The 24,250-nt window shown below is 72.7% G+C and carries 16 protein-coding genes; 13 read left to right on the top strand and 3 right to left on the bottom strand.

All coding sequences use genetic code 11. The features are described from left to right. Nucleotides 1–8: 8 nt before the first annotated feature. The gene (locus tag FF36_RS19530; protein ID WP_044886562.1) at nucleotides 9–1,742 is read right to left on the bottom strand and encodes an ABC transporter ATP-binding protein; all 1,734 of its coding nucleotides are present in this window, start codon (nucleotides 1,740–1,742) and stop codon (nucleotides 9–11) included. 1,000 nt (nucleotides 1,743–2,742) lie between these two features. On the opposite strand from FF36_RS19530, the gene FF36_RS19535 reads away from it, so the two are divergent. Next, on the top strand, nucleotides 2,743–3,534 hold the full coding sequence (locus FF36_RS19535) for a hypothetical protein (protein ID WP_242422636.1): 792 nt from the start codon (nucleotides 2,743–2,745) through the stop codon (nucleotides 3,532–3,534). Nucleotides 3,535–3,709: 175 nt separating this feature from the next. After that, the gene (locus FF36_RS19540) at nucleotides 3,710–4,126 is read left to right on the top strand and encodes a ferritin-like domain-containing protein (protein WP_044886564.1); all 417 of its coding nucleotides are present in this window, start codon (nucleotides 3,710–3,712) and stop codon (nucleotides 4,124–4,126) included. A 118-nt stretch (nucleotides 4,127–4,244) separates the two neighbouring features. Here FF36_RS19540 and FF36_RS19545 read toward each other — a convergent pair whose 3' ends face one another. Further along, complete coding sequence (locus tag FF36_RS19545) at nucleotides 4,245–4,634, bottom strand: YccF domain-containing protein (RefSeq protein ID WP_044886565.1); 390 nt, start codon at nucleotides 4,632–4,634, stop codon at nucleotides 4,245–4,247. A 324-nt stretch (nucleotides 4,635–4,958) separates the two neighbouring features. Between FF36_RS19545 and FF36_RS19550 the strand changes: the two genes are divergently transcribed. The 7 genes from FF36_RS19550 to FF36_RS34985 all read left to right on the top strand — a co-directional run bounded on the left by FF36_RS19550 (nucleotide 4,959) and on the right by FF36_RS34985 (nucleotide 14,408). Continuing rightward, nucleotides 4,959–6,359, top strand: a complete 1,401-nt coding sequence (locus FF36_RS19550) for a cystathionine beta-synthase (protein WP_044886566.1) — start codon at nucleotides 4,959–4,961, stop codon at nucleotides 6,357–6,359. A 9-nt stretch (nucleotides 6,360–6,368) separates the two neighbouring features. Further along, nucleotides 6,369–7,559, top strand: coding sequence for a cystathionine gamma-synthase (locus tag FF36_RS19555; protein WP_044886567.1), 1,191 nt, complete (start codon nucleotides 6,369–6,371; stop codon nucleotides 7,557–7,559). Nucleotides 7,560–7,786: 227 nt separating this feature from the next. Then, nucleotides 7,787–8,779 (top strand): hypothetical protein, encoded by a 993-nt coding sequence (locus FF36_RS19560; RefSeq protein ID WP_044886568.1) that lies wholly within the window; start codon nucleotides 7,787–7,789, stop codon nucleotides 8,777–8,779. Between the two features lie 494 nt (nucleotides 8,780–9,273). After that, a complete protein-coding gene (locus tag FF36_RS19565) occupies nucleotides 9,274–10,377 on the top strand; it encodes a carbohydrate kinase family protein (protein WP_157866966.1) in 1,104 nt (367 codons plus the stop codon). Nucleotides 10,378–10,487: 110 nt separating this feature from the next. Next, nucleotides 10,488–10,697, top strand: coding sequence for a hypothetical protein (locus tag FF36_RS19570; protein WP_011602017.1), 210 nt, complete (start codon nucleotides 10,488–10,490; stop codon nucleotides 10,695–10,697). Nucleotides 10,698–11,045: 348 nt separating this feature from the next. After that, on the top strand, nucleotides 11,046–11,597 hold the full coding sequence (locus tag FF36_RS19575) for an NADPH-dependent FMN reductase (protein ID WP_063897588.1): 552 nt from the start codon (nucleotides 11,046–11,048) through the stop codon (nucleotides 11,595–11,597). Nucleotides 11,598–14,117: 2,520 nt separating this feature from the next. Continuing rightward, nucleotides 14,118–14,408 carry a hypothetical protein gene (locus tag FF36_RS34985; protein ID WP_128423344.1) on the top strand — a complete coding sequence of 97 codons (291 nt, stop codon included), beginning with the start codon at nucleotides 14,118–14,120 and terminating at the stop codon, nucleotides 14,406–14,408. A gap of 458 nt (nucleotides 14,409–14,866) precedes the next feature. Here FF36_RS34985 and FF36_RS19590 read toward each other — a convergent pair whose 3' ends face one another. Then, nucleotides 14,867–16,609 carry an isovaleryl-CoA dehydrogenase gene (locus FF36_RS19590; RefSeq protein WP_044886570.1) on the bottom strand — a complete coding sequence of 581 codons (1,743 nt, stop codon included), beginning with the start codon at nucleotides 16,607–16,609 and terminating at the stop codon, nucleotides 14,867–14,869. A gap of 967 nt (nucleotides 16,610–17,576) precedes the next feature. Between FF36_RS19590 and FF36_RS19595 the strand changes: the two genes are divergently transcribed. The 4 genes from FF36_RS19595 (at nucleotide 17,577) to FF36_RS19610 (ending at nucleotide 24,236) form a co-directional block, all read left to right on the top strand. Continuing rightward, nucleotides 17,577–21,662 (top strand): GGDEF domain-containing protein, encoded by a 4,086-nt coding sequence (locus FF36_RS19595; RefSeq protein WP_242422637.1) that lies wholly within the window; start codon nucleotides 17,577–17,579, stop codon nucleotides 21,660–21,662. Nucleotides 21,663–21,843: 181 nt separating this feature from the next. Further along, a complete protein-coding gene (locus tag FF36_RS19600) occupies nucleotides 21,844–22,836 on the top strand; it encodes a ribokinase (RefSeq protein ID WP_044886571.1) in 993 nt (330 codons plus the stop codon). Nucleotides 22,837–23,019: 183 nt separating this feature from the next. Beyond that, a complete protein-coding gene (locus FF36_RS19605; protein WP_044886572.1) occupies nucleotides 23,020–23,508 on the top strand; it encodes a response regulator in 489 nt (162 codons plus the stop codon). Next, the gene (locus FF36_RS19610) at nucleotides 23,505–24,236 is read left to right on the top strand and encodes a hypothetical protein (protein ID WP_044886573.1); all 732 of its coding nucleotides are present in this window, start codon (nucleotides 23,505–23,507) and stop codon (nucleotides 24,234–24,236) included. Before FF36_RS19605 ends, FF36_RS19610 begins: the two co-directional genes overlap by 4 nt. The last annotated feature ends 14 nt before the right edge of the window (nucleotides 24,237–24,250 follow it).

Genomic DNA, 24,250 nt, shown 5'->3' on the forward strand with positions numbered 1-24,250 from the left:
GGTCCCGCTCACGCCGCCTCCTGTTCGGTGAGCTGCGAGAGCACGATCTCGCGGTAGGTCGGGTTGTCGGCCATGAGCTGGTGATGGGTGCCCACCCCGACCACCTCGCCGCCTTCCAGCACGACGATCTGGTCGGCGTCGCGGATGGTGGCCACCCGCTGGGCGACGATCACGACGGTGGCGTCGGCCGTCTCCCGGGCGAGTGCCGCGCGCAGGCGGGCGTCGGTGGCGTAGTCGAGGGCCGAGAACGAGTCGTCGAACAGGTAGATCTCGGGGCGGTGGACCAGCAGCCGGGCGATGCAGAGCCGCTGGCGCTGCCCGCCGGAGACGTTCGTGCCGCCCTGCGCGATCGGGGCGTCGAGCCCGTCCGGCATCGCCTCGACGAACTCCTTCGCCTGCGCCGTCTCCAGGGCCCGCCAGAGCTCGTCGTCGGTGGCGTCGGGCTTGCCGTAGCGCAGGTTCGACGCGATGGTCCCGGAGAACAGGTAGGGCCGCTGCGGCACGACGCCGACGGTGCGCGCGAGCACGGCGGGATCGATGTCGCGCACGTCGACACCGTCGACCACCACGGCGCCCTCGGTCGCCTCGGCGAGCCGCGGGACGAGGCCGAGCAGGGTCGTCTTCCCGCTGCCCGTGCTGCCGATGACGGCGGTGGTCTGGCCGGGGCGGGCGGTGAGGCTGACGCCGCGCAGCACCGGATCCTCCGCCCCCGGGTAGTGGAAGCCCACCCCCCGCAGCTCCAGCAGCCCGTGGGCGCGCAGCTCGCGCACCGGGTTGTCCGGCGGCCGCAGCGAGGAGTCCGTCGCCAGGACCTCCTGGATGCGCTCGGCGCAGACCTCCGCGCGCGGGATCATCATGAACATGAACGTCGCCATCATGACCGACATGAGGATCTGCATGAGATAGCTGAGGAACGCGGTCAGCGCGCCGATCTGCATGTGGCCCGCGTCGATGCGGTGCGCCCCGAACCAGAGCACGGCCACGCTGGAGAAGTTCACGATCGTGAGCACGAGCGGGAACATCAGTGCCATCAGGCGGCCGAAACGCAGCGAGACGTCGGTCAGCTCGGCGTTGGCCACCCCGAACCGCTGCCGTTCGTGGTCGTCGCGGACGAAGGCCCGGATGACCCGCAGCCCCGTGATCTGCTCGCGCAGGATCCGGTTGACCGTGTCCAGACGTTCCTGCATGGCCCGTCCGAGCGGGCGCATCCGCCGCACGATCAGCGTGATGATGACCGCGAGGATCGGGACGATCACGACCAGGAGCAGGGACAGCCCGGCGTCCTGGTTCACCGCGAGGATGATCCCGCCGATGCACATGATCGGCGCGGAGACCATCAGCGTGAAGCTGAGCAGCACCAGCATCTGCACCTGCTGGACGTCGTTGGTCGCCCGGGTGATGAGCGAGGGAGCACCGAAGCGGCCGACCTCGCGGGCCGAGAACGCCTGCACCCGGTCGAACACCGCCCCCCGCAGGTCCCGCCCGATCGCCATCGCCGTGCGCGCGCCGAAGAAGACCGCCGCGGCCGCGCAGACGAGCTGCACGATGCTGACGCCGAGCATGAGTGCGCCGATGCGCAGGATGTAACCCGTGTCGCCGACCACCACCCCGTGATCGATGATGTCGGCGTTCAGGGTCGGCAGGTACAGCATGCCGATCGTCGAGACCAGTTGCAGGGTCACGAGGATCGCGATGGGCCGCCGGTAGCGGGCCAGATGCGCCCGCAGAAGTCGGATGAGCATGCGGTCCCTCTCGTGCGGCGGCGATACCCGGTAGACCATGGCGTCCCGCAGCCGTCACGGAGACGCCGAGCAGGCCTCCCACCGTCATGACGGCCACGGCGGGCGGCGACCCCCATGATCCACCGCCGGGTGCCTGGGTGACGGGACAGCGGTCGCACGCTCCGCCTGACGGCAGGTGACGCGTCATGGACGCGTGGCGACCTTACGGCCTCAACCCAACGTCAGGTCAAGGCGTTTCCGATCGAGCGCGACCGCCTCGCGATCACCGGCCGGCGGCCCGCCGGCCGACTGCCGGCCCCGCGTGCCACGCCCGGCCGCGACCAGGGCCCACCGAATTACCGCCGGCCGCCGGGCGGATTTCATTCCGGACCGGAATTCTTGGGCGGAAGGTGCTTCCCGGGGCCGCTTTGACGGCCGGCGATACCCCGAGTCCACCCAACCGCCCCGGAAGAGCGATGATGATCGCTGCCGGAGCCGGATCCTCCGCATGCCCACGGCAGGCAGGCCCGACGGTAGCGCACCGGGTCCGACGCCGGCCGCCGATACGCGACTTCGCCCCATGCCCCCCGACTCCGCCGGCAGAGTTGTCGATGCAACAGATTTCGGCGAAGTGGCTCAACGAGCCATATTATTCCGGCCCGGGAGCACCGGACCAGGACAGTTGACACCGGAGCATGGGCGCGCGTAGTCGTAGGTGCGCAACCACCGGTCCATGGCGGAAAGGAACCGATAGTGTCAGGGCGAGCTGCGCGTCGACCGATGCCCGGGGCGCCGCCCCCCGGGGGACCGGACACCGATGACCCGTAGTGACGTCGCAGGGGGAATGGAGGCCGACGCCAGTTCGCTCGCAGGCGCACCGTCACTACAATCGGATGGACTGTCGATGACTCTTTCCGGTGCTCGCCCTCGAGGACCAAGACCCGAACTCGAGAACAGCAGTCAGCTCACACTGCTGCACCATCTTCATGAACTCAACCACCCTTACCGGGTGAGTTACGAGATGGTGGTGCGGAAAGTCTGGTCCGACAGCGAGGACATCAAGATCCGGCGCGCGCGGGCACGCGATCTCAGCCGCCAGTTCCGGGGCGAGAAGCAGATCGACTGGAACGTCATCGAGAACTACGTGGAGCTGCTGTATCCGGAGGATCAGTCGCAGCGGACGGCGCAGCTCGAGCGGTGCCGGCCGCTGCATCTTCAGGCGTTCGGGCCGCCGGGCGACTCGGACGCCGACCGGGTGTCGGACGGGGCCGTCGATCCGGCCTACGTCGCCGACCTCGAACGGCAGCTCGTCGAGGCCCGCATGCGAGCCGCCTTCGCCACCGCGCTCCTGGTGATCGTCCGTTCCGAGAACGCGGTGCTCCGCGGGAAGAACGCGCACTTCGGCTGGTTCCAGACCCGTGGGCCGGCCGAGGAGTCCGAGCGGATGCCGGGGGCGTCGACCGAGTCCGGGGATCCGGCCACGGCGCCGATCCAGCGGCGGCAGGGCCACCGCGGAGGTCATCACCACCGCCGGGACCGGCCGATCGTCGCGTTCAGCGACCTCGTCGCCGAGCAGCCGAGCCCCGCCGGCTGGAGCGCGCCGGGCCCGCTGCCCTACCCGGCGGAGAACGCCCTGCACTCGGCCCCGACCGGCCCCACCCCCGTGATCGAGGCGCGCCAGCGACGAGCCCCGGAGGCCACGCGCGCCGCCGCCGCGGACAATGCCCGCGGGCGCCGGGTCGCCAAGGCGTCCGGCGCCGAGCCCGACATCCTCGCCGGGCCGGAACGCAAGCGCCGCGGCCGCGGCCGGTGACGGTGCGCCGGCTACCGGCGGGCCGGCCCGGACCGGCCCGGACCGGACCCGTCGGGGTTCCGGACCGGCCACGAGGTGCCGTGGAGGCATGACCGACCCGAGAACGGGCATCCCGCTCAGACCGCCCGGACGCGTCGTCCCGGCGGAGTACTTCAGACAGGGGAGGCCACAGGGCATGGATCGGGAGACCTTCGTCAAGCTGCTCAACGACGACCTCAGCTCCGAGTACCAGTCGATCGTCCAGTACATCCAGCACGGCGCGGTCATCACGGGCGCCGAGTACCTGAACGTCGCCGACGAGATCAAGCGGCACCTGCCGCAGGAGCTCAGCCACGCCCAGATCCTCGCCGAGCAGATCTCCTTCCTCGGCGGGACGCCGACCGTCGAGGTGTCCCAGGTCCACCCGTCGAGCGGGGCCCAGGAGGCGCTGCGGGACGATCTCCGGTTGGAGTCCGAGCAGCTCGACCGCTACCGCGAGCGTTTCGGCCAGGCCAACGAACTGGGGCTGGCCGACGTCGCCGAGGCGCTACGTCCCCTGCTCGAACAGACCCAGGAGCACGTCCGCGACCTGCAGGCGGCGCTGGGCCGCTGAGCGGGACGGCCGCGGCGACCGAGCCGGCGGCACCGGGCCGACGCACGCACCGGCCCGGTGCCCCGCCCCGCCGCCGGGCCACCGCCACGCCCCGCCGCGCCGCGCCCCGCCGTGCCGCTCAGACGGGGACCGGGCTGTCCACGTCCACGATCTCCTTGCCCAGCGGCATCAGCGACACCGGGATCAGCTTGAAGTTCGCCAGGCCGAGTGGAATCCCGATCACGGTCAGACACAGCGCGATCCCGGTGGTGAGATGCCCGAGGGCCAGCCACCAGCCGGCGAAAATGATCCACAGAACGTTGCCCACCAGGGACGCCCCGCCGGCGTCCGGACGGTCGACGACCCGCCGACCGAACGGCCACAACGCGTAGTTGGCCATCCGCAGCGACGCGATGCCGAACGGAATGGTGATGATGAGAATGAAGCAGATCAGCGCCGCCAGGGCATAACCGATGGCCAGCCAGATACCGCAGAGCACAAGCCAGATGACGTTGAGCAGGACACGCATTCGCCCACCCGCACTCTCTCCCGGAATCGGGACCGGTCGTCGCCGAGGCCCGCGGGCGTCGGCCGCAACGCGGGCGGATGTCGCCTGGGGAACTTTACCCACGGGATGCCGACCTTTACCCCACGTGGCACGAGTTCACCAGCAGACCCCGGCGGATCCGGCGGGTGGCGGGCGGCGGCGGGTCCGACTCGCTACCGTCGACGGCAGTGGCCCGGGCACGGCAGGGTCCGGGCATCGCCCGACCGGCCCGGGCAACACACGACCGGCCCGCGCAACACACGACCGGCCCGCGTTCCCGACCGCAGCGATAGGTGGATGACCGGTATGCAGGTGTACGACCACGTCGTCGACCTCGTCGGTGACACGCCCCTGGTCCGGTTGACGCCGGGGATCGCCGAGACCCCGGCGCCGGTGCTGGGCAAGCTCGAATATCTCAATCCGGGCGGCTCGGTGAAGGACCGGGTGGCGCTGACGATGGTCGCCGCCGCCGAGGAGGCGGGTCAGTTGCGTCCGGGCGGCACCATCATCGAACCGACCAGTGGTAACACCGGGGTCGGTCTGGCGCTGGTGGCGGCGCGGCGGGGCTACCGGTGCGTGTTCACGATGCCGGACAAGATCAGCGAGGAGAAACGGGCGGTCCTGCGCGCGTACGGCGCGGAGGTCGTCGTCTGCCCGACGGCGGTGTCTCCCGACGATCCCCGCTCCTACTACGAGGTGGCCCGTCGACTGGTCCGGGAGACCCCGGGGGGGTGGAGCCCGGACCAGTACTCCAACCCCCACAACCCGGCCGCGCACCAGGCCACCACCGGGCCGGAGATCTGGCGGGCGACCGACGGCCGCGTCACGCACTTCGTCGCCGGGATCGGCACGGGGGGCACGATCAGCGGCGTGGGGCGCTACCTCAAGGAGGTGTCCGGCGGCGCCGTGCAGATCATCGGTGCGGATCCGGAGGGGTCGGTCTACTCCGGCGGCAGCGGGCGGCCCTACCTGGTCGAGGGGGTCGGCGAGGACATCTGGCCGACGACCTACGACAAGACGGTCGTCGACCGGGTGGAGGCGGTCAGCGACCGCGACTCGTTCCTGATGACCCGGGAGCTCGCCCGGCGGTGCGGGCTGCTGGTCGGCGGGTCCTGCGGGCTGGCCGTGGTGGCGGCCCTGCGCGTCGCCGCCGGTCTCGGCCCCGACGACCTCGTCGTCGTCCTGCTCCCCGACTCGGGCCGCGGCTACCTGTCGAAGATCTTCAACGACGAGTGGATGTACGAGTACGGCTTTCTGGAGCCGCCGTCGAACGGCCCGACCGTCGCCGACGCCCTGCGGTACAAAAGCGAGCAGAGCCACCGGAGCGGGCAGGCCGGCGGCCCGCCCGACCTGGTGCACGTCCATCCGGACGAGACGGTCGGCGCGGCCATCTCCTACCTGCGCGAGTACAACGTCTCGCAGATGCCGGTGGTTCGTCACGAGCCGCCGCTGCGCGCGGCCGAGGTGGCGGGCTCGGTGATCGAGCGTCACCTGCTCGCCGCGGTCTTCGCCGACCGGTCCGCCGTCGACTCTCCCGTGAGCGATCACCTGTCCCCGCCGCTGCCGATGGTGGGGGTCGGCGAGCCGCTGTCCAGGATCGTCGCGGTCCTCGGCGACGACCCGGCGGTCCTGGTGCACGACGAGGGCAGCCCGGTCGGCATCCTCACTCGCGCCGACCTGCTCAGTTTCCTGGCCGTGGCGCCGTAGCGTGGCGTCATGAACACCGACGAGTTCGCCGACGGGTTCGCCGACGGGTTCGAGACGATCGCGATCCACGCCGGTCAGGAGCCCGATCCGGGCACCGGCGCGGTGGCCCCCCCGATCCACCTCTCCTCGACGTTCGCCCAGGACGGTGTGGGCGGCCTACGCGGCGGCTACGAGTACGCCCGCTCCGGGAACCCGACCCGCACGGCCCTGGAAACCTGCCTCGCCGCGCTGGAAGGCGGCCGCGTGGGCCTCGCCTTCTCCGCCGGCATGGCGGCGACCGACACGCTGCTACGGACGGTGTGCCGTCCCGGCGACCATGTGATCATCCCGGCCGACGCCTACGGCGGGACCTATCGGCTGATCGCCCGCGTCCTCGGCGAGTGGGGCGTCGAGCACAGCAGCGTCGACCTCACCGATCTGGAGGCGACCCGGGCCGCGGTCCGCCCGGGCGTGACCCGGCTGGTGTGGTGCGAGACGCCGACGAACCCAATGCTGACGATCGCAGACATCGCGGCGCTCGCGGCGCTCGCCCACGACGCCGGCGCACTGCTCGCCGTGGACAACACGTTCGCCTCGCCCTACCTTCAGCAGCCGCTGGCCCTCGGCGCCGACGCCGTGGTGCACTCCACCACGAAGTACCTCGGTGGCCACAGCGACGTCGTGGGCGGCGCCATCGTGGTGAGCGATCCGGAACTCGGCACGCGGCTACGTTTCCTCCAGAACGCGGCCGGCGCCGTCCCCGGACCGTTCGACTGCTGGCTCGTACTGCGCGGCATCAAGACGCTTCCCGTGCGGATGGACCGGCACTGCGCCAACGCCCGCCTTATCGCCACCCTGCTGGCGGCGCATCCGGCCGTCGCCACGGTGTACTACCCGGGCCTGCCCGGTCATATCGGGCACGGCATCGCCGCCAAACAGATGCGCGACTTCGGCGGGATGGTCTCGTTCACGCTGCGGGACGGCCAGCGGGCTGCGGTCGAGCTGTGCGGGCGGACTCGACTGTTCACACTTGCCGAGTCACTCGGCGGGGTGGAATCCCTGATCGAGCATCCGGCCAGCATGACCCATGCGTCGGTCGTGGACTCGCCGCTCGCCGTGCCGGCGGAGCTCGTGCGGCTCTCGGTCGGCATCGAATCGGCCGACGACCTCGCGGCCGATCTGCGGCAGGCCCTGGACGGACTTTCGGCCCGTTCCACTTAGCTCCACCGCGGGCAGGCGGGCGGCAAATCCGGTGCACAACAGCACCACGGTGGGGGAAAACGGCTGACGAAAGTCCCGAAGTGAGCGCCGAGCCGACATAGCGAACCTTAAACGGTTATCGTTGGCTTACTGAGTTGAGATCCTCGGGCGGAGAACATCATGGCTGCACGTGCAGGTATGCCGTACACGTGCCGGGTCCGCCAGGTCGCGACCGTCAGGAGTGCCGCATGGACGCCTCGACGGACCGCCGGACGCTCGTCACCTCGAGCGCGCTCGTCGTCGGTGCACTCATCGGTGTCGGTGCGGCCGACATGAGCTCCTCGGCGGCGGACAGCCGGGGGGCCCTGGAGCGGGTCGAGTCCACGCTGGAGACCCTCGCTCGCCGCTGGGAGACCACCCCGCCGGCGGAGCTCGTCGAACGGCTCGGCACCCTCGAGCACCACGCCCGCACCATCGGGCGCTGGCGGCTGGGCTCGGCCCTGCGCCAGGACTGGCTGCGGGCGCACGGCCGGATCCTCCTGATGACCTCGGTGGCCCAGGGCGACAGCGGACAACCGAGCCGGGCGACGATCGCGGCGCGGGCGGCGCTGGTCCTCGCGAAACACGTCGGGGACACCACCACCGCCGCCCACGCCGGAGTCGTGCTGGCCGAACTGGCGGCCTACTCCTTCGAGAGCACCTCCGACGGCCTGCGGCTCGCCCGGACCGCCCGGGCCGCGGCGCCGCACGCGCACACCGCGATCCTCGCGATCACCACTGAGGCGCACATCATGGCCGCCCGGCACATGCCGACGGACGGCATCGTGGCCGTGCTGCGCTCGGCGGACTCCATCGCCGCGAAGCTGCCTCAGGGTTCGTTGGGCTACAGCCTCGACGGCATTCATCCGGGTTATCTGCCGACATTCGGGGGTGCGGCGCTTGTCGCCGCGGGCGCTGTGGACGAGGGCCAACAGCGGCTGGGTGAGGCCGCCGATCTGTTCGGTCGCTCCCGGGCGTCCGGCGCGCTCGCCGCCGTGTGCCTCTACCAGGCGTCGGCGGCGATGCGGTCACGCGATCTGGACGAGGCGGAGATTCTGGCGACGAGGGCGCTGGCCGCCTCGGCGGTCCGGCCGAGCAGTTGGTTGTCGAACGGAATTCTTTCGCTCGCGAAGCGGGCCAGAGGCCAGGGAGCGGACTGGTCCGGACTGGTCGCGCAGGCAGCGGAATGGTCGCCGGTCTGACCGCCGACGGGCCGACCGGGCCGCCGCCGGGCCAGGCCGGTTCGCAGTCCACGGGCGACGACCAGGCCGGCCAGGACGACGACCAGAACGACCAGGAACGGAAATATGTCGGAATGAAGCATGACGTTCGACGGACCGAGGTGCACGGATTTTGATGGTGCAATGTTCGGGACGATCGGCAACGGTGGCGGGGTCGCCCGCGCGGCGACAGGATAGGGAATAGGCACGGCGGTACGTTATCGGGTGGCCGACAATGACGTGCAGGTCGGGGCACGACAAAAGTTCCGAGCGGTCCTGCGCATACTCACAAAAGGGTCCGACCGGGACAGGAGAGGGCCACGAAGAAGGCCGTACCAGCCCACACCCGGGTTACACCCCAGCTCGGGACGCCGGGCTCATCCGCGGTCTGAGTAGCCTCTACTCCCGGGGGCTTTCGCACCGACTGCACGGCATCTGCACGCCGTAGCCGGGGCCGGCCGGCTAACGTGAGCCCGGTGAGCGGGACGGGCGTGGTGGTCGTCGGCGGGTTCTGCCTCGACTGCATCGTCACCACGGACACGCTGCCGGCCTGGGGGGACGATCTTCGGGTCGACGCCGTGCGGACCCGGCCGGGCGGCAAGGGCCTGAACCAGGCGGTGGCGCTCGCCCGCCGCGGCGTGCCGGTCCGCGCCGTCGGCGTCGTCGGCGGGGACACGACCGGCCGTGAGCTGCTCGCGGCGCTGCGGGCCGAGGGGGTCGACCCGGCCATGATGGCGGTCCGTCCCGCCGCGGCGACACCGGTCTGCGTGGTGCTCGCCCACCCGGACGGCCGCACCGCGTTCCTCTGCCGCTGGGCGGAGGCGGTCGAGCTCACCCCCGGCGACCTGGCCCCCGCCCGGGAGGCCATCCGCTCCGCCCGCGCGGTCATCGTGACCTTCGACCCGCCGCCCGCGACCGTGCGGGCGGCCGTCGACCACGCCCTGGCGGCCGGCACGGCGCTGGTCGTCCATCCCGCGCCGCCCGAGCGGTCCGCCGCGGCTGCCCTCGTCGACCTGCCCTGGGACCGGGTGAGTGCCGTCACCCCGAACGAGCAGGAGGCCAGGCTGCTGCTGGCAGCGGCCGGCGATCCGGCGGCCACCGGCCCAGGGGCGGAGCTGGCGGCCGCGTTCGGCCGTCGGTTCGCGACGCCGCTGGTGTGCGTCACCCGGGCGGAACACGGGGTCGCCGTGTGGGACGGCACCCGGGGATGGGCCCGCCCGGCCCATCCGACGACCGTCGTCGACACCACCGCCGCCTCGGACGCGTTCACCGCCGCGCTCACCCACGTCCTGTTCGCCGGCGACGCCGCGGACACCGACGCCCGCTCCACGGACACCGACGCCGCGGACACCGACGCCGCGGACACCGACGCCGCGGACACCGACGCCGCGGACACCGACGCCGACGCAACCCAGCCCCGCGCGCCCGCCTCGGCCACCCGGCCACCCGGCCTCGTCGAGGCCGCCGTCGAGGCGGGCCTCGCCGCGGCGGCCTGGACGGTCCGCCACCGGGGCGCGCTCGATGCGCTGCCCCGCCTCGCCGGTCCGCCCGGACGGGCGCCGGCCGGCCCGCTCCCCTGACCCCCGAAGGGGTATTCCGGCATAAAGCCTAACCGGACAGGTGCGTGTAGGTGGGCTGATAGCGGGTAATCCTGCGACAGTCAGGTATCACCCCCGTTGAAGGAGCAGTCATGGCCACCCGGGTTGGGACCCGAACCAGCAGCATCAGCCTCGGTACGCTTCTCTATCTCATCGTTGGAGTGGTCATCACCGCGAGCCAGGACTACTGGAACTTCACGGACTGGGACGGCCACGCGTTGAGCAGTTTCTTCACCGCCCTCGTCGCGACCCTGCTGTGGCCGCTCGCCATCTTCTACACTTTCGCCCTCCACACCCGCTGACCGCCGCGCGGCATTCGAGGGAGGCGGACGCGCTCTTCCCGCCTTCAACCAGCGCCAAACCAGGCATTTCCTTACCCCCGCCACATCCGGCCCCGGCACCGATGCCCGGGCCGGATCGGCATGCCCGCCGCGCGGCCCGATCCGGCCGGTCCGCCGGGTGGCCCGAGGGCGCCACGAGTGACGCAACAAAGCGGCCATCATCGAGTAACTGTCCGGGTTGATGCAGGCCCGACTGTTGCCGTGTACCGATGAATCGCGGATAGACTGCGGCCGGCCGACACCGGGCACAGCCGCCGTCGGTTCCAGCGACTCGCGGGCAGGCCCGCAATCGGACAGGGAGGCAGCCCGATGGAACCGTGCCGGATCGTCAGCGTCGTGGGGAACCCGAAGGCGGCCTCCCGGACCAGGCAGGTCGCGGAGGCGGTGGCCGGCCGCGTCGCCACCTCGCTGGCCGCGAGCGGCTTCGAGACGTCCGCGGAGGTCATCGAGGTCGGCGAGCTGGGTGCCGGCCTGCTCGGCTGGGGCGACCCGACCGTCGGGGCGGCTCTGGCCACCATCCGGGCGGCCGACGTCCTCGTCATCGCCACGCCCACCTACAAGGCGACCTACACCGGGCTGCTCAAGCTGCTCCTCGACCAGATCGGCGGCGGTGAGCTCGCCGGCCTGCCGGCCATCCCGGTCCAGGTGGCCGCCGCGCCGCAGCATGCCCTGGCCGTGGAGGTGCATCTGCGCCCCGTGCTCGTCGAGATCGGCGCGGCCTGCCCGACCACCGGGCTGTTCGTTCTCGACTCGGCGCTCGCCGAGCTCCCCGCGCAGCTCGACGCCTGGGGCTCGGTGAACCTCCCGGCGGTGAGCGCCCTCGTTGCGGCCCGACGCGCGGTGGCGGCGCCGTCCGCCTGACCACCGGTCCCGGCCGGGCCGTCGATCAGCACCCTGCGGCGCCGATCATGACCAGCGACGCGGAAACGTCCGCGGAGCAGCCCGCACCGACTCCCGGGACCTCGGGGTCGACCCGCACCTGCGGCAGCGGCCCGATCACCTCGCCGGGCTGCGCCGACGCCCGACCGGCACCCGACGCCGCCGGACCCGCGGGCCGCNCTCCGGCACCGCTCCCGGCGGAGCCCCCGCGGGAGCCCGCTGCGCCCCGCCCATCGGGAACACCACTCCCATCGGGAACACCACTCCCATCGAGAACACCACTCCCATCGAGAACAGCAGGGTTGTCGAGAACAGCAGGGCTGTCGGAGACTGAGCCGGACCTCGCGGCGGATGTCGACCCGGGACCCGCGGTGGGCCGGCCCTGCCCCCGCGTGCGCGGGGTGACGCCGGCCGGATCGCTCGATGCGGTGCCCGCGCCCGCCGCCGACGCTCCCCCAGTCATGGCCGGGCCCCGAGACCCGGCGCGCGGCGCGGCTCCCTGCGCCGCGGTGCCGGCGGGGGCGCCGACACCGACCGGATAGGCCGCGGCGCCCGGATACCCGCCGGCTCCCGAATACCCGCCCGTTCCCGCGTACCCGCCCGTTCCCGAATACCCACCAACCTCCGAATACCCGCCCGTGCCGGGGTACTCGCCGTCCAGGCCCGCGGCGAAGCGCTCCCCGTCCTCGTCCTGGTCGGCGTACCCGCCCCGGCCAACGCGGGCGGGATCGCCGGCGGCCAGGCCGTTCCCGTCGGGCGCACCATCCCGAGACAAGGCGGGATACGTCGGTGCGGCCCGTCCGGAGCCGTCCGCGACGGCGGCACCGCCCGCGGTGTCGGGTGAACCGTAGATCGACGCGGGGAACGATGGCAGCGTCGGCAGGGGGGAGACCGGCGCACCGCCCGGCTGCCAGAGCGGGTTGTCGCGCTGCGGCTGGTGGCCGAGACCGAGCCGGGTGTCGGTGGCGCTGGTCGTCTGGAGCCGGACGTCGTCCCCGCCCGAACCGGCGGGGGCGGAGAAGCCGAAGGCGGTGACGGCGACCGTGAAGCCGCTGGCCGCGACGGTCAACCCGCGACGCCGGCCGGAGATGCGGGCCCAGCCCACCCGCCCGCGTAGGGTGCCGGCGATGCCGACGAGCATCACCGCGACAGCGAGCAGCGCCATGGCCATGGCGAACACCGACATCAGGCCCCCAGGTCGCATCGTCTCCACGAGAGCCCGAACCGTAACTCACCTAGAGTAGTACTACCGATACCATGAGCGTCGTGTCGGTGTGCCGGGGCACCAGCCGACGTCCTATGGACGCGACGCGGCGCGATCCGCACCCGCCAGGCCGCAGGATGCGTGGCGCGGTTCCGCGGTCAGGGAACACCTTGATCGGCGGAGCTGGAGTCGGAGCCGGGGTCGGCGGCGTGGTGCGGTTCCGCGGAACACCATGATCAACAATGTCGGGCTCGGGCCGAGCATGCCGTACCTCACCGATCACGTGCAGATATGAAGATCGGCCCGAGGCAGGCACCGGCCAACACGGTGCTCCCGTACGCCAGTCCTTGATCACAAGTAGATACGCACCCTAACGTCGCACGATCAAGCCCGCGCGTTCGGAACCGGCGGATGCGCCGGCGGCCGTGCCGATTTCCCCGCCGGAGGAACCTCCGGTGCCTGTATCGGAGCCACCGCCAACACCACCGGACTCACCTGCGCCACCCGACCCACCTGCGCCACTTGCGCCACCTGACCAGCCGGACCCGCTTTCGCCGTCGCTCCCCGCGTCGGTCGGCGCAGGTGGGGGCGTCGGGCGGGCGGTGTAGGTGGGGCGGTTGCCGTCGCGACGGGAGGTTCCGCCCGAGGACCTCGTGGTGGACGGACCGTCGGTCTCGTCATCGAACCCGCCGGGCGGGGAGCCGTTGCTGCTCGGCGGAATCGGCTGGGGACGCGCCGAGGCGCGTGGCACTGACGAGCTGGCGGTGGGGCGACGCGTCCCGCCGGAGGATTCCGTCACGGGCTTGCCCGCCTCGGAATTGCCCGCCTCGGAATTGCCCGTCGCAGGCTTTGCCGTCACGGGCCGTCCTGCTGCAGGTCTCCCCGTCGTGGGCTTACTCGGTGCAGCAGGCTTGCTCGGTGCGGGCTTGCTCGGTGCAGCAGGCTTGCTCGGTGCAGGCTTACTCCGTGCGGGCTTGCTCGGTGCGGGCTTGCTCACGGGCTTACTCGGCGCAGGTCTGCTCACGGGCTTACTCGGCGCGGGCTTGCTCACGGGCTTACTCGGCGCAGGTCTGCTCGTTACGGGCCTTCTCGGCGTAGGTCTGCCCGGCACGGGTTTGCCGGGGCCCTCGGACTCACCCGCCCCGCCGGACCCGTCGGACCCACCCGAACCGCCGCCGGATCCGGAACCGCCCGAGCCACCGGACCCACCCGATCCGCCCGAACCGGAACCACCGGAACCACCGCTTCCGGAGCCCCCGGAACCACCGGAACCGGAACCGGAACCGCCGGATCCGGCGGTGTTGCCGTTGCCGGTCGGGGTCTGGCCGCCCCTGGGCCCGGTGGGCGTCGAGGGTGCGGTGCCCGACCCGCCGCCGCGCGGGGGCGAGCTGGTCCGGACGACCGTGCCTCCGGGGCGTGCGGGGGAGGCGGCCGGCGGCCGATCCGTCTTCGGGGGCTGGCGGGTGGTCCCTCGCGGCGGCGTGCTCGCGCCGCCGGCGCGCTGGGGCTCGGCGGGCGCGCGGGGCACGCCCGCCACCAGGCCCGGGGTTCCGGTCCGCGCCCGGCTGGACGGGGTGGTCCGCGGGTAGTTCGAGCCGCCCGGCGCGCGGCCGGTCGTCACGTCATCGGTGGGCTGGGCATAGGCCTTGTCACCCCTCATCGCGTCCGGCTGCACCTGGGCGTCCGACTGCACCTGGGCGTCCGGCTGGCCGCCGCGGCCGGGCGTGGCCGAGGCCGAGCCGGACCGGGGCGGGACCAGGAAGACGCTGTTCGAGGCCGGATCGTGATCGCTGCCGTCGCCGGTCCCGACGCCGTGCGTCGCGAGCAGCCCGAACGCAACGAGAGCCACCGATCCGGCGCCGGTGACAATCCCGGCCCGACGGCGATCGGGGATCCATGCCCACTCGGCCTGTCCGCGGAGCAGACCGAGAACTCCTGCAATCAGTATCAGCCCGGCAACCGCCAGGCAGAAGTACATCATGGAAACCCCCCGGGCGCAGTCGCCTACCAGGCTAGGGGCGATCCATCGCTATTCGTCGCAAGGGAATTACAAAGAGATTCCGCTATCATCCTGCCCGTGACGGATATCACCGACCGAATCGGTAGTGGTATCCACCGAAGCAATCCGGTCGAGGATACCTGCGACATCAACCCCCGACGGCAACGTGCCGAAAGCGAGACCCCCGTCACCGGCCATCCGGCTCGCACAGAACGCATCCGCAACGGCGGGCGGCGCATGCCGAACAAGCAGAGAACCCTGCATAACGAGCGCCAACCGCTCGACCACACGGCGCGCGGCGAAGGGATCGGCCGCCGCTCTCGGCAATTCCGCGCGCAGCCGGTCCCAGGCCCGATCGAGCCGGGCGTCCGCGCCGCGGGCCGCCTCGATCTGCACGGACAGCGCGTCGAGGCCGTCCGGTTCACGGTCGAACGCCCGGAGCACGTCGAGCGCATTGACGTTGCCGGAGCCCTCCCAGATCCCGTTGAGGGGCGCCTCCCGGTAGAGCCGAGGCATGCCCGACTCCTCCACGTAGCCGTTTCCGCCGAGGCATTCGAGGGCCTCCGCGGCCACGCCCGGCGCCCGCTTGCACACCCAGTACTTCGTCACGGCCGTCGCGAGGCGTTTGAACGCCTGTTCGTCGCGGTCGCCGCGAGCCGCCCGGTCGACGGCTCCCGCGACCCGCAACACCAAGGTGGTCGCCGCCTCGGATTCCAAGGCCAGATCGGCCAGCACATTGCGCATCAGCGGGGCGTCGATCAGCCGGGTTCCGAAGGCCCGCCGGTGGCGCACGTGATGCGCGGCCGCCGTGACCGCGGCCCGCATCCCGGCCGCGGACCCGAGGCTGGCGTCGAGCCGGGTCATGGCCACCATTTCGATGATGACGCGAACCCCACGCCCCTCCGCACCGACCAGCCAGGCGACGGTGTCGTCGAACTCCGGTTCGCTGCTGGCATTGCTGCGGTTGCCGAGCTTGTCCTTCAGTCGTTGAATGCGAAACGTGTTACGGCTGCCATCGGGAAGCACCCGCGGAACCCAGAAACAGGACAATCCGCCGGGCGCCTGCGCCAGGACCAGAAAGACGTCGTTCATCGGCGCGCTGGTGAACCACTTGTGGCCCCGTAGCCGGTAGGTGCCATCGACGGCCGGCGTCGCCGTCGTCGTGTTCGCCCGGACGTCGGAGCCGCCCTGCTTCTCGGTCATGCCCATGCCCGCGAGCAGCCCCGCCTTACCCTCCGGCGGACGCAGCCCCGGGTCGTAGATCCGGCTGGCGAGCAACGGCTCGTATCTGGCCGCGAGATCGGGCGCGGCCCGCAGCGCCGGGACCGCAGCGTAGGTCATCGACACGGGGCACAGGTGGCCCTGCTCGACGGTGCCCCAGACGAGGATGTTCGCCGCCCGCGCGACGTGCGCGCCCGGGCGCGGGTCCGTCCATGGCGCCCCGGTCAGCCCCTCCCGCACGGCCACCTCGAGCAACGCGTGCCAGGACGGGTGGAAGTCGACCTCGTCGACGCGGTTGCCGTAGCGGTCGTGCGTGCGCAGCTCGGGCGGGAACCGGTCGGCCTCCTCCGCCCACCGCCGAGCCTGTTCGGTGCCCGCCAGCCGGCCCAGGCGGCGCAGGGCGTCCGCGTGCCAGCCGGCGCCCTCCCGGACCAGCGCCGCCAGCAGCGCCGGATCCGCGGACGCGTCGTGGCCGACCAGCGGCGGCGGCTGGTTCGTCACCTCATGCGTCCGGCCGGGAGACGACCGCGGGGCCACGGTGGGCCGCTGCGCCTCGATCGACGAGCTCATCGCCACTCCTCATCTCGCACACCGCTGCGGGCCCCCTCGGCGGCGGGAGAGCGGCGACGGGAGACCCGGCGGCCGGCACGCCCTCCGGCGGCGGGTCTACCCGATCCCGTAAACGAGAACAACATATTGGCTGCCGCCACCCGACGGCCACCAGAGAAACCGCCCTCCCGGCGGGATATAACCGCCTTCCGGACAATTCGCGGCCCATCTTCGGAGGCCGGATCGCGCATTTACAGGACGGCCGGACCGCGATGGATCGAAGCACCGGGAACGGACGCGGGCGGGCGGGCGATCCACTCCGGCGTCGCCCGCACGGGGCGGGCGGACCAGGGCNCCCGCCCGCCGGCACGGGGCCGCCTGCACGGGCCCGCCGCGGAGCGAGGGCGTCGGGCCCGAAAGGATCCTCGACGGAGGCTCAATGCACGCCGTGATCCTGTGATCATGCTGTGCGATGCTCGAACGGGCTAGACCTCCCGGGTGCTACGGAGAGTCCCAAGGAACACCGAAAGTAACAGCGACCCTGCCAGCACGATCGCGAGCGGTGGCAGCATCACGACAACAATTCGCCGCCAGCGCAATACTTTACGTCACGGTCGAACACCCAAGGTTGACGCTACCAGGACCAACTCTCGTCGTGATCGACGGAAAGTATCTGTTAGACAACTGTCCGTATCCACCATTCCGCCGGCAGAGAATCCGAACCGGCGGACCGGCATGCGCGGACACGCGTCCCATTGCTGCGCGCCGCACACGCGCGGGCCCGGCCGATACCGGATGCGCGGCGGCCGATGAAACTCGCGGCGCGGATACTCGTATGCTCACCCACAACCGGGAGGATTCGTCTCCCGGAAATCAGAATACGTTTACTCACGGTGAGATCCGTCGAGTCCGGGCAGCGTTGTCGGGCGGGGCGCGAAAGATGATCAGAGGTGGCCGGATCGGAGGGCGACGATCACTCGGCCGCGTCATGGCCGTGATCGCGGCCCGCCGCAGGCCGGCCCGCCGCAGGCCGGCTCCCCGGCGGCGATTCCTCTCGCCGCTGGCCATCCTGCTGGCCATCCTGGTGCTCGGAACCCTGGCCCTCCATGTGGGCGCCAACCTGCTGCACCGGGAGGAGGCGTCGCGGCTGGCGGCCCGGGCAGGGCTCGTCGAACGCCTCGCGCAGTGGGAGTCCGACGCCGACGCCCCCACGGGGCTGTCGGCCGCGGTCGCGCGCGTCCCCTTCCGGCCGGACGACCGCGCTACCAACGCGAGTCTCCTCCCCGGCCTGCAGCTCTCACCGTCAGGCGACGTCGCCCGGCTGCTGGCCCTGCTCGACCGGGCCGGCACCGTCACCGCCGCGTACCCGTGGGGCAGCGCCGTGGCCCCCCGCGACCTCGGCCCGGCCCTGTCGTCGGCGTGGGCCGGCCGGGGCGCCGTCTCCCCCGTCTTCACGCTCGCAGGCGCGCCGGTCCGCGCCACCGTGGTGCCGATCGGATCGCCGCGGCCCTGGGCCGTCCTGGTGGCCGTCTCCACCCAGGAGATCAACCTTCGGCTCTCGAGCGGCATCGCGACCATGCTCGGAGCCGGCAGCGGCAGTGTGTCGACGATCGACCAGAACGGCGTCCCGATCGCCTCCACCGACTCGGCGCTGCCCGGCCGGCGGATCCTGTCGGCCGCGGAGCTGCGCCCCTCCCATGCCCCCGGCGGCGGTCCGCGGATCTGGCGCACATCCGGCCCCGGCGGGACGATCATCCACATCACCGCGCCGCAGCCGGCGACCGGGTATCTCACCTACTTCCAACAGCCCACCGAGTCGCTCTACGCCGACCTGCGGGCCAGAGGCGACCGGCGCAACCTGACGCTGCTGGCGGTCGCACTGACCGGCGTGCTGTGCATCGTCTTCCTCGGGCTGCTGCGCGAGGCCGCCGCCCAGCGAAGCCGGACGGGGCTGCGGGCGCTGTTCGCGGCGGCGCACGACATCGTCCTCGTCACCGACCCGGCCGGCCGGCTCACCTTCGTCAGCCCGGCCATCGTCCCCCTGCTCGGCCACCCGGACGAACCCTGGTTGGGACGGCTGGTGACCGAACTGGCCCATCCCGACGATGCCGCACGGTTGCTGCGCCTGGTCGAGAATCCGACCGCGGGATCACTGCTCGACGTCCGGCTCACCCGGGCCGCCGGCACCGACCGCTGGTTCGACGTCGCCGCGCGCCGGCTACCGCAGCGCGCCGGCGCGCCCGAGGTCCTCATCACCTGCCACGCCGTCGGCAGACGCAAGCGGCTGCTCGACCAGCTCGGCTACCAGGCCGGCCACGACGTGCTGACCGGGCTGCTCAACCGGTCGACCTTCGAGGAGGAGCTCGCCACCGCCACCGCAGGTTCTGCCACCTCTGCCCCATCTGCCACCTCTGTCCCATCTGCCACCTCTGCTCCATCTGCCACCTCTGCCGCGTCCGCCACCTCTGCCGCGTCCGCCGCCTCTGCCGCGTCCGCACGCCCGGCCGGTTCGATCGCGGTCCTGTTCGTCGACCTCGACCGGTTCAAGCAGGTCAACGACACCTTCGGGCATGCCGCCGGCGACCAGGTGCTGCAGACGGTGGGCATGCGGCTACGTTCCGAGCTCGGCCCGACGGACGCCGGTGGACGCTTCGGCGGCGACGAGTTCGGCATCCTGCTACGCGACACCGACGAGTCCGCCGCCCGGGCGGTCGCCGCCCGGATCATCCGGGCGGTGGGTCAGCCGATCCTCGTCGACGGGGACGAGGTGCGGGTCGGCGCGAGCGTGGGGCTGGCCCTGGCGGGTGCCGGCCCGTGCCGACCCGAGCGGCTGCTGTGGGCTGCCGATCAGGCGATGTACCGGGCGAAGCAGGTCGGCCCTGGGCGATATGCGGTGGCGCTACCGGGCCCGCCCGGCTCGGTCGGAGAGCCCGGGGCCGTCGAAGAGCCCGGGGCCGTCGAAGAGCCCGGACTGGTCGGGGCGGACGCCGCGGAGTTCGCGATCTCCGAGCCGCTCGTGGTCGAGCTCCTCGACGGCACCGCGGACGACCTCGATCCCGCGCCGGCGGGGCCGGCGTCCGCCGTGGCCCCGGTCCCGGCCGAGCCGGCCGGACCCCGCCCCGGAACCGAGCCCGGGGAGATGGCCGACGGCGCGGCGGCGGCGTCCCAGCTCGGGCCGCGGGGTCGGTTGAACCCGGGGCGGCTGTCCCGGCAGCGGCGGACCAACGTCCGCGCCCACCTTTCCCGGGCGTTCCCGCTGCTGGTCCTGGGCGCGGTGATCCTGACCACCACCATGGTCACCCTGGAGATCGAGAACGCCAACCGGCGGCGAGCCGAGGCCCAGCGGGTGGCCGACAGCGATGCCCTCTCCCTCCGCCTCGCCGGGTTCGCGGCCGACCTGAGCCGGCCCCGGCATCTCATCGACCCGGTCTCCCGGCTGCCCTGGTCGCTGACGGACCCCACGGCCGACGCCCGAACGCTGGCCGCCGTCGCCGGGCCGAGCCTGTCCATGCCGGGCACCCTGCTCGCCCTCGTCGACCTCGACGGCCACCCCCGGGCGGTCCAGCCGCCCGGGGCGGCGGTGCCGTTCCCGGCGCACAGCCGGATCTGGGCGTCCGTCCGCGACGGCGGACTGAGCTTCCCGGTCCTCGACGAGGCCGGCGGGGCCCGGATCTACAGCATCGTGCCCGTCCGGCGCGCCGGTCGCAGCGCCGCGTTCCTGGTGCTGGGCCGGACGCTGCACGGGTCGCCGGCTGCGGAGATGGCCCGCACCCTCGGGCGGGGAACAACCGCGGCGGCCGCCGGCGCGGCCGCCCTGGACCTCGGCATGACGATCAGTGTCGTCGACGAGCACGGCCGGGTGGCGATGTCGAACGACGCCGCCACGGTCGGACGGACCGTCGTCGACCCCGGCGAGCTGCGCCCGATCACGCCCGGGCACAGCCGGCGCGTGACGGTGCGGGACAGCCGCGGCGGCGGTCGCGTCGCGGTGGCCACCAGGATCCCCGCGAGTCCCATGCCGGCGTACCTCGTCGTGCGGCGCGACGGCCGAGGAGCGGCGGAGGGGCCGCGGCCCAACCATGCCCTCAGCGACCTGCTGCTCGTCGCGATCGTCGTCGTCACCGTGGCGGGGCTGATGCGCGCGATCCTGCGGGAGGACCAGGCGATTCGGCGCGACGGCGCGCGGCTGCAGACCCTGCTGCACGAGTCGCACGACATCATCATCAACCTCAACCGGGCCGGTTTCCCGACATTCATCAGCTCCGCGATCGAGAGCCTGCTGGGTTACCCGGTCCAGACCAGGATCGGGCTGCCCCTGCTCGAGCTCGTCCATCCCGAGGACCGGGACTGGATGCGGGGCTTCCTCGACGAACGGCTTCGAGGTAACCCGGCGTCGTTGCTGGACGTCCGACTGTGCACGGCCGACGGGGGGTACCGGTGGTTCGACATCGAGGCCACCGCCTGGCGGGCCGCCTCCGGGCCGGGCTACCTGGACGGCGGCCTGCTGCTGACCTGCCACGAGGTCGGGGAGCGGCGCCAGCTCCAGGAGCAACTGCGGCAACGGGCGACCCGCGACCCGTTGACGGGACTGGCGAACCGGGTAGCACTCACCGAGCTGCTCGACCACCTCACCGAGCAGCGGTCGCCCTTCGCGATCCTGCTCGTCGACCTCGACCGCTTCAAGCCCGTGAACGACACCTTCGGCCACCAGACGGGCGACGACGTGCTGCGCATCATCGCGGCCCGGCTGACCGAGGTGCTGCGGGCCCAACCGCCGGACGGCACGGTGTTCCGTCTCGGCGGCGACGAGTTCGTCATGGTGCTGCCCGACGTCGACGCCGATGCCCTGCGGCACATCGCCCAGCGGGTACGCGAGACCGTCGCGGCCCCGATCCTCTCGGCCGGCCACGCCATCGTCGTCGGGGCGACCGTGGGGCTGGCGTCCTCGCGCGCCGTCGGTGGCGGGGCCGAACCGCGCGATCCCGACCTCGTCGTCCGCCACGCCGACGCAGACATGTACGCGGCGAAGCGCGCCGCCCGGGCCCAGCGGGAGATGTTCCCTGCCACCCACTGATCGGCCGACCACTGATCGGCCGACCACGAATCGACCGACCACGAATCGGCCCCGTGCCCAGGTCTGGGCGGTACCCGGCCGTCCGGCCCCCGGCCGCGGCCCGGCTCTGCCACGATGGACAGGCCCGGCCGTCGGCGACATCCAGGCGGCACGCCGGTGACCAGGTCGCGGGAGGCGCGCGGTGGGACGGGTCGTGGTGGTCGGCTCGACCAGCATGGACGTGACGGCCCGCGCGGATCGCATCCCCGGGCCGGGCGAGACGGTGATCGGGAGCTCCGTGACGCTGTCCCCCGGCGGCAGGGGCGCCAACCAGGCCGTGGCGGCCCGCCGGCTGGGCGCCGAGACGGTCATGGTGGGCGCTGTCGGCTCCGACGGTTTCGGCTCGGCGCTGCGGGAGTTCCTGCGCGGCGAGGCGGTCGACGTCACCCCGCTGGCGGTCGTCGCCGGGCCCAGCGGCACGGCCGTGACGACGGTCGACGAGACCGGCGAGAGTGTGATCGTCATCGTGCCGGGCGCCAACGCCACCGTGTCGGCGCGCGGCCTGGATGCGCTGCGGCTAGGCCCGGGTGACGTGGTGCTGTTGCAGAACGAGATCCCCGCGTCGGTGAATGCGGCCGCACTCGACCGCGCCCGCGCCGCGGGCGCCCGAACACTGCTGAACGCGGCCCCGCACCGGCCCCCCGCAGCCAACCTGGTCACCGAGGCCGACCTGGTCACCGAGGCCGACCTGGTCACCGAGGCCGACCTGCTCGCCGCCGCCGACGTGGTCCTGGTCAACGAGCACGAGTTCGCGAGCCTGGTCCCGGCCGCCGTCGGCGTCGGCTCGTTGCCCGGACCGCGGGCCCTGGTCGAGGTGCGCGGCCTGCTCGCCGACGGCGCCGGACCGAACGACAACATCGTCGTCACCCTCGGCGGCGCCGGGGTGTGCGCGCGGATCGCCGGGACGGTCGTCACCCTCGCCGCGCGGCGCGTCCCGGTCGTCGACACAGCCGGGGCCGACGACTGCTTCTGCGGGGCGTTCGGCGCCGGCCTCGCCGGTGGTCTGCCCGCCGCCACCGCCCTGTTCCACGCCAACCTCGCCGCCACCATCGCCGTGCAGCGTCCGGGCGCCGGCCCCGCGATGCCGACCTGGGCGGAGCTCGACGACCTGTTGACCGGCGGCGGCGGCCCATAAGGACCGGCCGGTGCAGGGGTGATGCGGCTCACCCGCCGCCCGCGGCCGCGGCTACGGCGCAGCCGGCCGGCCCCACTGCCGGCGAGAGTCGGCGGGAGCCCCTGGTGCCCGACCGGTTACCGGTACCGTTGCGGCGGAGGGGACGTGTGCTGGGCGGATGCGGCGGCTGAGGCTGGTGGGGAAATGGACGCTCCGACGGCGCTCGTCGTCGATGACAACGAGATGCTGCGCGCGCTGCTGGGCCGGATCCTGTGCGCGGAGGGGTTCCGGGTGAGTGCCGCGGGCTCCGTCGAGGAGGCGTTGCTGCTCGACGCCGCCGCCCACGACGTGCTGCTCATCGATCTGCGGCTCGGTGGCCGCTCGGGCGCGGATCTCATCGACGAGCTGCGCCGGATCGACCCGGCCGTCACGGCGCGCTGCCTGGTCCTGACGGGTGCCGCCGGGCTGGATCCGGTGCCGGCTGGTCTGCCGGTGGTGACCAAACCGTTCACCGCCGACGAGCTGATCGCCGCAGTTCGCGAGGTCCTCGCCGACGAGCTGGTCGCCGCAGTTGGCGAGGTCCTCCCAGCGGACCGGGCACACGGAGCCGACCGGGCACGCGGAGCCGACCGGGCACGCGGAGCCGACCGGGCACGCGGAGCCGACCAGGAACACGGAGCCGACGGCGGGTGACGGCACAGACCAACGGCGACGAACCGGCGACCGCGACGCAGACCGCTCCGGCGCGGACCCCGCCCTGCCCCGTCCCCCGCCCGCCGGGACCGGACGGCTCCCCGCCCGCACCGGCGCTCGACCTGCTCCACCTGATGGTCGCCCTGCAGGAGCGCGGGCACCGGGCGCTGGCCGAACGACTGCACGACGGCCCTATGCAGGAATTCACCGCCGTCCTGCTCGAACTGGCCAGCGTCCGGCGGCGGCTGGCCGGCGACCTCGCGGACCGCGTCGCCGGGATCGAGCACCATCTGCGGTCCACGACGAGCGCGTTACAGCTACCGCCGGGCGCCTTCCGCCTCGGCTACGACGCGCGCCGGTCCCTTGCGGCGGGGTTCGCCCTGCGGATCGCCGGTCTGCTCGTCCACCGCCTGGACACCGATCTCCAGGTCGACGACCACCCGCCCACCCGCGCGGAGATCTCGGTGGTGCTGGCCGCCGCGCAGTTGCTGCTGATGGCGAGCGACCCGGTGGGGACCGGCGAGCATGCCTGGCTCGCGGTGCGCTCCGCGCCGGCCGCGGTCGACCTGCGGCTGCGGGTCCGGCCGGGCGGGTACGAGCCGCCCGCGGACGCGGCGCGGGCCGCACGGCTGCGCCCGGTCGCCGACCTGCTCGGCGTCGAGCTGCGCCACGACCCCGCCAACGGCGGCTGGAGCGCCGCGCTCCGCCTCGACCGCCCCAGCACCTAGCTTCGGCACCCAGC

It is taken from the genome of Frankia torreyi, from assembly GCF_000948395.1.
In the GTDB taxonomy this organism is placed as follows: domain Bacteria; phylum Actinomycetota; class Actinomycetes; order Frankiales; family Frankiaceae; genus Frankia; species Frankia torreyi.